Source organism: Pseudomonas sp. PNPG3 (assembly GCF_023093815.1).
Taxonomy (GTDB): domain Bacteria; phylum Pseudomonadota; class Gammaproteobacteria; order Pseudomonadales; family Pseudomonadaceae; genus Aquipseudomonas; species Aquipseudomonas asiatica.
In genome coordinates, this window is sequence record NZ_JALLKV010000097.1 from 1 (window position 1) to 9,188 (window position 9,188).

At 43.7% G+C, this 9,188-nt stretch carries 7 protein-coding genes and 1 pseudogene; 6 read left to right on the forward strand and 2 right to left on the reverse strand.

All coding sequences use genetic code 11. The annotated features are described in order from the left end of the window. The first annotated feature begins 292 nt into the window (after positions 1–292). The 3 genes from MJ643_RS29715 to MJ643_RS29725 all read left to right on the forward strand — a co-directional run bounded on the left by MJ643_RS29715 (position 293) and on the right by MJ643_RS29725 (position 1,769). The gene (locus tag MJ643_RS29715) at positions 293–844 is read left to right on the forward strand and encodes a type 4 pilus major pilin (protein WP_080983678.1); all 552 of its coding nucleotides are present in this window, start codon (positions 293–295) and stop codon (positions 842–844) included. A gap of 111 nt (positions 845–955) precedes the next feature. After that, positions 956–1,231 carry a hypothetical protein gene (locus MJ643_RS29720; RefSeq protein WP_028699718.1) on the forward strand — a complete coding sequence of 92 codons (276 nt, stop codon included), beginning with the start codon at positions 956–958 and terminating at the stop codon, positions 1,229–1,231. A gap of 220 nt (positions 1,232–1,451) precedes the next feature. Continuing rightward, a complete protein-coding gene (locus MJ643_RS29725) occupies positions 1,452–1,769 on the forward strand; it encodes a hypothetical protein (RefSeq protein ID WP_196184974.1) in 318 nt (105 codons plus the stop codon). A 100-nt stretch (positions 1,770–1,869) separates the two neighbouring features. Here the strand turns inward: MJ643_RS29725 and MJ643_RS29730 are convergent, their stop codons facing one another. Further along, positions 1,870–2,853: a replication initiation protein gene (locus MJ643_RS29730; RefSeq protein ID WP_196184973.1), complete on the reverse strand. Its 984-nt coding sequence runs from the start codon at positions 2,851–2,853 to the stop codon at positions 1,870–1,872. A gap of 252 nt (positions 2,854–3,105) precedes the next feature. Here MJ643_RS29730 and MJ643_RS29735 point away from each other — a divergent pair, with 252 nt between their 5' ends. Continuing rightward, a complete protein-coding gene (locus tag MJ643_RS29735) occupies positions 3,106–4,548 on the forward strand; it encodes a hypothetical protein (RefSeq protein WP_247727225.1) in 1,443 nt (480 codons plus the stop codon). A gap of 65 nt (positions 4,549–4,613) precedes the next feature. Here the strand turns inward: MJ643_RS29735 and MJ643_RS29740 are convergent, their stop codons facing one another. Beyond that, a complete protein-coding gene (locus tag MJ643_RS29740) occupies positions 4,614–6,203 on the reverse strand; it encodes a DUF4670 domain-containing protein (protein ID WP_247727226.1) in 1,590 nt (529 codons plus the stop codon). 470 nt (positions 6,204–6,673) lie between these two features. On the opposite strand from MJ643_RS29740, the gene MJ643_RS29745 reads away from it, so the two are divergent. Beyond that, complete coding sequence (locus tag MJ643_RS29745) at positions 6,674–8,224, forward strand: EAL domain-containing protein (RefSeq protein WP_247727227.1); 1,551 nt, start codon at positions 6,674–6,676, stop codon at positions 8,222–8,224. A 481-nt stretch (positions 8,225–8,705) separates the two neighbouring features. Further along, positions 8,706–9,188, forward strand: a pseudogene (locus MJ643_RS29750) (transposase); the annotation flags it as partial.

The following is a 9,188-nucleotide window of genomic DNA, read 5'->3' on the forward strand; positions in this document are numbered from 1 at the left end:
AATCAGCGTAGGCTGAAGTCAGTCAGAAATACAGGGCTATTTCAGACCATCCCTAAGAGATGTGCATTACATAGGGGAATGCACGAGCTGGATAATCCTAGAACAAGCCCCACAGGTCAAGGATAGAGCACAAAAAACCGCCCTTTCGGACGGTTTGATAACAACGTTAGCTAAATATTTAATAACAACAAAAAACACCAGCTAAAAACAGCGTAACATTTAAAATACCAATTGCAAGGCTAAAACAAAATAAAAAGTGGTAGGATAGTTAATATAACAAACATCAACACCAATGAAAATAAAAACAAGGAACAGCGACGGGCTTACACTAATCGAGGCCCTTATATGGTTCGCAATTTTTGCAGCAGTTGTGGCGGGAGTATTTGCACTTTACTCACAATCACGAAATTCTAGCAATGCATCAACGGTTAATAAAGAGCTGTCAACAATATTCTCTCAAACGGAACAGCTCTTTGCATCAGAAGATACCGCACAACTGACAGCGGGCGGGAACAGATTGGCCATGAACCTTGGCATCTATCCAAGCAGCTTAAAAACTACTAAGGGCGGCATCAAGGTTCAGAACGTGTTTGGCGGAGAGGTGACAATTGAAGGGCAAAGTCCAAGCGGATTTTCTATTCAATACACAAACATCCCCAAGGGTGAGGTTTGTGCGAACATCGTGAAATCTCAAAAAGCAGTGGGATGGGATAGTGTCGGAACTGTTAAATACAATGACAGCTACAAAATCTCAGACGTATCTACTTACTGCGGAACCAACGGTAGCGGAGTTATTGCGCTGAAATTCAGTAGAGATAACGCAAATGGAGCCACAACACCGTAAAGCTCTTGACCAAACCGCCTAGCAAGGCGGTTTTTATTAGACCAAAGTATTATTGCCTTGAGTAGAGAATTATTTTTAGTGTCGTGAAACACCAAAAGCAGGAGGCAAAGGATGCGACAGAAAATTATCGAAATCCATAGCATTTCATCGGTTCAGGACTGGTATTTCGACTTGGACAGTGGAAATGACCCGAACGATTATGAGGGAATTGTCTGCTTGGCGTTAGTCACCACTATGGATCTCGACGATGAAGACCATAGGATAGAAAAGAAAATTGTCCCGGTAGAATCACAAGACTTTTATGCTTTTCGAGTCGGAGAGATTTACCAGCTAAAATGTGAGGCTCTGGTCAGGGGGAACCATATCCGTATGCGTAACCCGAAATGATTCAGACTATGCGCCGTGTTGACTTGAATGCCCCTGGCGCATTCCAGAGCAAAATATTTAGTGTATATTTGAATAGCCTTCGCCAAGACAGCCCCTCCGGGGCTATTATCCCTGATATAGTAAAGTGCAACTTTTGTCTCACGAAGCCTTTCGTGCAAGCGCAAAGGAATTGACAGCCTTCTAGGCTGCATCTATGCTCTGAAAAAGGGAGTGCATTGCAATGGATAAAGCAAGCGATTATGAGGGCGCAGTAATTCAGATCAATAATTCAATTCGTGAATTAGAAAGGGTAATCCTCTCCGACCGAATAGAAGGGGTAAAAGTCTTAGAGTTCTTTCTTTCTTTCAATCCTGCAATATTTAATCAAGACGATTTGAGCATTAAAATGGATGCGTGGAGACTTCTTGATAGACATTGCAAAGCTCATGCACGCCTGATTGTTGAGCAAAGCATATCCTTTGATATACCCATCTGGAAAACCTATCGGGAGAAAATCCAAAAGGTGATTGACCGTAGAAGGGAAATTTTTTCGGTGTAGGCAAAAATATTGGACTAGTAGGGAGAAAGGCCTGCCAAGACACTTCCCCTACGGGGCTATTATCCCTGATATAGTAAAACTCCAACTTTTCGTCCGCACCTTATAAAGATGATGGCTTGCCAAGCTCATACCATTTTGTCCTGCCGATACCTAACTTTTCCCATGGCTTTTCATTTGCCAGAATTATTCGTTCTTTTTTCTTTGCCCTGTAATAGTAAGTTGATTCAGGTATTCCCTCTTTTTCCCAAGGCTTGCCATCCACGTAGATAAGATTGGCAGAGCTTTTCTGCCTTGACTGCTTTGCTCTCTCGCTTTTCAACTCGTTCAATCTCTCCATCGAGAAATTACGGCTTATAAAACGATAGACACTATTAGCGATGGTATCGACCTCTCTGCGTCCTAACTGGCATTCAAAGTTGTTAAATTGCTCTGCCTGTTCATGAATCACCGACTGCAACTCTGCGGGGTGGTAGTGCTGCCAATTGTTATATGCCCATATCCGCAAATTGTCGAACAGAGTGCAGTTCCTGCCAGAAGCAAAGCCATCCTCTATGTTTTTCTTCTGCTTATCTTCTCGCTGCTTTTTAACTAAATCCTTATCCACAAACTCAGCAAGGTAGTCCAGGTCATAAGGTTGATCAGCAAAAGATAGAACCTTAAAGGCAGATGAGTTAAACGGGTTCTTGGTCAGCAAGCCGTTATAATTCATGTCTGCGCCCACTCTGACAGCAAGGCCGTGCTCCACGTCAGAACAGTATTTGAGAGGCTTTAAACGACCGCTTACGTCGATTTTGACGGATGTATTTAAAATGTAAGTCATATGTGAACGACCATTATCCAAATTTCTAACAATTAGATGTGGCGGTGGTAAGCCTTTATCTGTCCAGTCCAGCACACTGGTATCACTGTCTAAATCAAGAATAATGAAATACTTATGTGTTAGTGAGTTTGGTTGTAGATAGGTAGATTTGAGGGCTGATTTTAAAGAGCCTACCTGTTTGCCGAAGGTGTAATTATTCGTATGGTATGGCTTGGGTGGAAGTTTTGACTTGTAAAGCTCAAGGGCTGTTTGTGTATCACGCATATTCTCCTCTAAAATTTTTCTTAATTTTAGGAGAAGATTATGTTTTATCCTTGCAACTTAATTCTTAAATGTTAAACTGAATTAGCAAACTGATAATGTAGAAATTAAATGGCTTGGCGGCGCATAATCTCTACTCCTTTATATAAACTAACATTTACCCCTTAAAGTGCAAACTTTAAGGGGTTTTGTTTTTTGATGACGCAGTTACTAGGAATAAATAGTATGATGTAATAATAAAAGCCTAAATACACAATGAATACAAAAGCGGTCGCAGCTATTTGCTTTTTTACATTAATCACCCTTGATGCATATGCATCAAGGTCTACCGGAAACACACCGCACGGCATAGCCAACTGCATTGCCGAAGTTGCATGTCCATCTGGATATGCCGGGAGTAAAACTTACACAGCTAGTTTCAGATACCCAACTAATGTTGGATCTCCATCTGATTTTTGTAGTTGGACTGACCCTACACCAAGAACAATAGGCAGATGGGTATTGCAATCCAACACTTGCACTCCAACTGCTCCATCCTACAAATCAACTCAAACTGAAACCCAATCACTAAAATGCCCTGCGGCTCAGCCGAGTGGTGTGTGGACGCAGAAGCGAACCTATCAGTTATGGTCTGACGGGAGCAAAAGAAACTACTCTGCTTGGACTGACTTAACAAAGACCTGTGCAGCGATAAAGCAAAGCATTCAAACTGAAAATAGAACTGTTGCTTGTGCGGTTGGCGAGACAGGATCAATTTCGCAGAAACAAACCCATGAAATTTGGACTGATGGCTCCAAGAGAAACTATTCTGGCTGGGTGAATGTTTCAAGCACTTGCAAGCTCATCCCTACCCAAGTAACAGAGAGCAAGGATGGTAGCCAAGAGCAATCGTGCGATGAGTATTATAACGTGCCGAAGGGCACCTATTCTGGAACGGTGTATAAGGCTGGGGCATATGTCACCACGTATAGTTCTAACTCTAAGGCAAGTGATACTAAATTCACTGTCAAATCAATCGATGCAACAGCCTGTGTCGCACAGATTACTGATGTGGTTCAAGAAAAGAAAACCGACCCGTGTCCAGCAGGTTACACCGGCAGTATTGAGTATTATCGAATTAAAGCCAAAGATACTAAGGGAGTGGAAACTTTCCCTTATGGAGAAAGCTGGATAGTCAGCAATAGCAATTGTGCCACCGTTCAGCCTGACTATACGCCTATTGACTCTTCACCTGTGGCTCCCAATGGCTTGCTAAGCAATATTTCTCTGACTTCATCGAGCTTACAAGATGGAGAAGCCTTCTCAAAATACCTTAACACATTGGCCACCTCCAATTGGTCAGGTAATGAAAGGCATAAGCTCATTGTAAATATTGACGATATGAGCAGTGGGAAATACAGTGCGGCAAAAATTGGCGCAGCTATTTCTAAGTTCCAATCCGTAGTCGGCAAAGCCAATGCAGATGTGGAAGTGGTTATGCCTAGGGCGATTGATAAATATATCGGAATTGGTGGGATAACGGCTAATGCAGTTGCAAGCAGAACCGTTATGATGAAGGACGTTTCTTTTGATGGGGTAAATGCGGTGCTAACCTATTTGGAGTTCAGCAAGAAATTGACTGAAAAACCAAAAGAGAAAATCGTAGTGATAAATATCATTCCAGCCAGCCTGGGGTTAAAAGGCGTATTTTCAAATTAATATGTTATTCTGTTAGGGTTGGATGATAGTTTATTTGCGCCACCTTCGGGTGGCTTTTTATTATACTAAGGCCTTATTATTCTTCCCCTAATTTCATTCACTGATGGTGCTTTTAAAACGGCTTGGTCATATAGTTCCAGTTCTGAAAGGCGAGCGTCTACTTGACTTTCTGCTTTTTTCGTAAAACGTTTATCGTCTGTTTTATCATTGCTACGAACCCTCTCATATGCCTTTCTGGCCTGCTCTAAATACTTATCCTGAATGTCTTGGCGTCTCGCCGCAAATGTTTCTTCAATCCAGTTCGTAATTCCATCTATCAAGTCGGAAAGGTTTGTCCTGAATATTTTTAGCTCGGCCTTTATTCTGGAATGGTCTGCTTGCTCCTGGGCATGGTCTGCACGGTCCTTGGCCAAAACATCCTTATAATGCTCAGAACTACGACGATAGGCGTTTGCCTGCTCGTATTCCTCTATGGTGGCCTCGACGGCCAGTCTATGGCGCTCTACGGCGTCCTCTGCGGCCTGTTCTGCCTTAATACGGCGGTGCTGCGCTAGCTCGGCTTCTTGCTCTGCTTTGACCTTTCGCTCCTGGGCAAGTGTGTAGAGGTTAAACGCACGTTCAGATTTCGGCTTCATTGCCTCCATCTGAATTTCTCGCAATTTACGAGTGTGCTCCTCGCTCTTGACATGTTTCCTTGCTCGGTTAGGCGTTTGTTTTAATAGGTAGTTATTGGTAAAAGCATAAAACATATCTTGGATGTATCCACCGAATAACTGCGATTCAGCCCAGGTCATGGGGTAGTTAATCTGTGGCACGCTTGGCTTGTGCTTTTCTAAATATTTATTTACGGCAGAAACCTGTGCTCGCTTTATGTCGTAAAGCCCAGTGATAGAGTTTCTACCGGATACGAAAATATGAGGATGGTCGCTATGGTCCTTTCCATCGACATTTTCATCGCCATGAAAGGCCACGAATAAAACTGGGTAGTCTGGTAATGTTGCCTTATAAAAGCGCAAAATATGGTTTATACGGTCTTCTGGCGAGATTCCTTCAACCTGATTTTTGTCAGGGAATTTAAAGAATGCTTCTTGCAGGACTGTCGAGTCAATGCGTGTTTTGGGAATGGTTAACGCCTGAATTTTGTTGTGGCACTCCAAGAGTTTTCTGGCATTTTCCATCTTTTGATTTTTGCGTTTAATGTCGAACTGGTCGAGGTCGCCCAATAATTGATCAATATCAGCAACGCCACTGACGTTTAAGATATTTTGAAATGCTTGAATTGTGGCTATATCGGTTTCCTGCTTGGATGCTTTGTTGAATTTGTGTTTCAGCTTGCTGCGCTCATGCACCAGCTCAGATTTTTGCTCTGCCGATTCTTTGACTTGTATCGCATCAGAGGCAATCTTTTCAAGTATACCTTCTCGCTGTTCATTTGATATTGAGTCAAGTGGAACAATTCCTGTTTTGGGAGTCCATAGCAGATTTCTATTAGATTTATCTTCGAGCCATTCTAATTTTTTGGGAGGTGTCAGGGGTATGCGGAGCGAGTGCCTGATACTTTTATGATAATGCCTGCGACCACCTATGTTGGTTTTAACCTTATTGGTGTAATTGGCAATTTTGAATATCATTGATGTGATTTTTTTGCCATTCATTTTTTCCTCATGTTGATAATTGATTTAAGATTTTGCGCTGCTTTTGCTTCTGCCATTCCGGCGAGGAACCCGTTATCACTACCGCAAGCGAAGCGGCTTTGCGAAGCAAAGTGTGGTGGTGATATGAAACGGGTTTATTTTTACGACAGGCAACACGGAGTAATTTTATAAATACATTATAACATGCGCTGCGGACTGCTTTTGCTCTTAGCCGGATTTGTCCGGCTAGACCTGATTTGTCAGGTCTGCTTTTCGCTGGATTTGTCCAGCGACTCGGACTTGTCCGAGGCTTTGGTTTTTAGCCGGATTTGTCCGGCTGGCTCTGACTTGTTAGGGCCTGCTTTTGGCGCTGCATTTGTCCAGCGCCGTCACGCATAGCGTGATGGTTGAAAATGCTCATATAGCCCCTATGCAACCCCACAGAGATATGGCATAAGACGGAAATAGGGAATCATGGGGGGGCGGTGCGCATGAAAAAGCTCGAAAAAAGCACTCTGTGCTATCTGGCTGGATGCCTGGCAGTTGGAGTGCTGTTCTCATTTGGAGTGACACAGCTTTTATGGTTGGCTAGTGCAGATAACAGGATAGAGTCCCACGCTAAGGTTATTCTCAATCATGCCGAAATGGTCGCAGGAAACCTTACAGCTGCACTTGATGAGCTAAACAATACCTCTGACGAGTCTTGCGGGCCAACTGACCTAGACACGTTAAGACGAGTTTTATATGAATATCACTTTGTAAAAGATGCAGGGCGAATAAAAAACAACACTATTACTTGCTCCGCTATGTGGGGCGTAATCCCCGCTTTCAGGTTGGATGGTGAAGGTAGACTTACGAAAAACAATGTTAGGCTGTGGGGTGGAGCTTCAAGCTATTTTCCTGGTGCAATAAAAATTGATGTTTCAGCAAAAGAAAACTCATTTGTGGTTACGTCACCCACCGCATTTGCACCTTTTGAATCACCGCCAGCAGAATTAAGTGCATTTGTTGTCTCTCGTGACGGCAAAACCATCATGCGCACGTTCGGCGATTTTCAGCAAGGAAATATCCTAAGCAGCGCATCTGCAAGAGTGTGCTCTGAAAAATACGACATTTGTGTTAACTCGAACATTCAAGCAAATGTTTTCAAGGCCAGCAAGCCTACTCTTATCCTGTTTATCGCATTAATTGGCTGTTCTTTGGGCTTGTTGGCCTTCTATGCTGCCCACCAATATCGTAGAGTTAGAAACTCACTTTCATATCGTTTAAAATACGCTATTAGAAATGGGCTAATATCAACTGCATATCAGCCAATTGTTCATGGCAAGACCGGCAAGGTTTTCGGGTTCGAAGTTTTGGCGCGCTGGCACGATAAGAAATTCGGATCAGTCCCTCCAAATGTCTTCATCCAAAAAGCGGAAGATCTTGGTTTGCAAGAGAAGCTGAGCAAGCTGATTGTTAATAGGGCTTTGGAAGAGTGTTCGAGAGGCCTGGCTTGCCATCCGGGAGTATATTTGAGCTTTAACATTGAAACCAAGGACCTGCTGGATGGCGGTCTAATTCGACACATATCAGATACAGCAAGAAGTCACGGCGTATCAGCTAGTCAGATTGCAATTGAAATTCTTGAAGGGGCAACGGCTGAAATTAGCCAGGTCAAACAAAAAATTGAGTCCATTCGAGCTTCTGGTTATAAAGTATTAATTGACGATTTCGGCTCAGGATATTCAAGTCTATCCTATCTGGCCGGGCTCAATGTTGATGTTATAAAAATTGACAAGTCGTTCTCACAAGCTGCTGGAACAGATTCTCCGGCAGCAGTAGTGCTGCAAAAGATTCATGAAATAGCAAAAGCTTTAAACGCAAAAATAATTTTTGAGGGCGTGGAGACGGAAGCGCAGAAAAAAGCAATTCTTGGTTTCTGTCCTGATGCACTTGTTCAAGGATGGCTATTCAGCAAGGCATTGCCAATTAGCGAACTCACTGAAAAAGTCAGATCGCAAAGAGCTAGGGGAGAAGCGATGAATTTTGCACATGAATAAAATTTATGGTAGCCCTAAAAGGTGCCCAATCTTTGATTGGGTGCATTTTAGGGCTGGTAGCAATTTAGAGATGGGGCCTCTTTTCGGCAGTGTATCCATCCGGGGTGACACTGATGCGGTCAATGTGCTCATCAGCCAAGTGAATATCCATGAAGAAATGTTTTTTCTTAATAGGCGTTATAGTGAGTCTTACGTTTTGACCGATTAGGAAATTATTTACTCGCATTCGCCCATGCTCGTTCAAAAGGAGCTTGTAAACTTCCATAACGTTAAGCATGGATTTACTGGCCAGATGCAGCGAACTAATTCTTAGGCTAATTTCATTATGCTTTGCTTTAAGCTGGTCCAAGTCGTGAGCTACTTCCTCAATTTTGCTTAAAATGTATTTTTTGGCCGTTTCCGAAGCATTAGTAAGAATTGAATCGCCCCTGGTTTCCTAGACACCTCCAAGCCTCATAATGAGGCCCAAATAGGAGGTGCCATGAGTCGTCAGCGTTACCCCGAAGAATTCAAGATCGAAGCGGTCAAGCAAGTGACCGAAAAAGGCAAACCTGTCGCCGATGTCGCCCAGCGCCTGGGCATGTCCGTGCATAGCCTTTACGCCTGGATCAAGGTCTACAGCAAGCCCCAAGAGCAGCGTCAGCAAGACGACGATCAGCAGGCCGAACTGCGCAAGCTGCGCGCTGAACTCAAGCGCGTGACGGAAGAGCGAGACATCTTAAAAAAGGCCGCCGCGTACTTTGCCAAGGAGTGCGGCTGAAGTACGCCTTCATCAAGAAGCACTCGACTGATTACCCGGTGCGGCGCCTTTGCCAAACCCTCAAGGTGCACCCCAGCGGCTACTACGCCTGGCTGGCCGAGCCTCAATCTGCCCGAGCAAAAGAAGATCAACGTCTGCTTGGCTTGATCGTAACTGCTCCATTAACCCAACATTCAAATCGTTTAGCTAATCCCGGATGCTGTG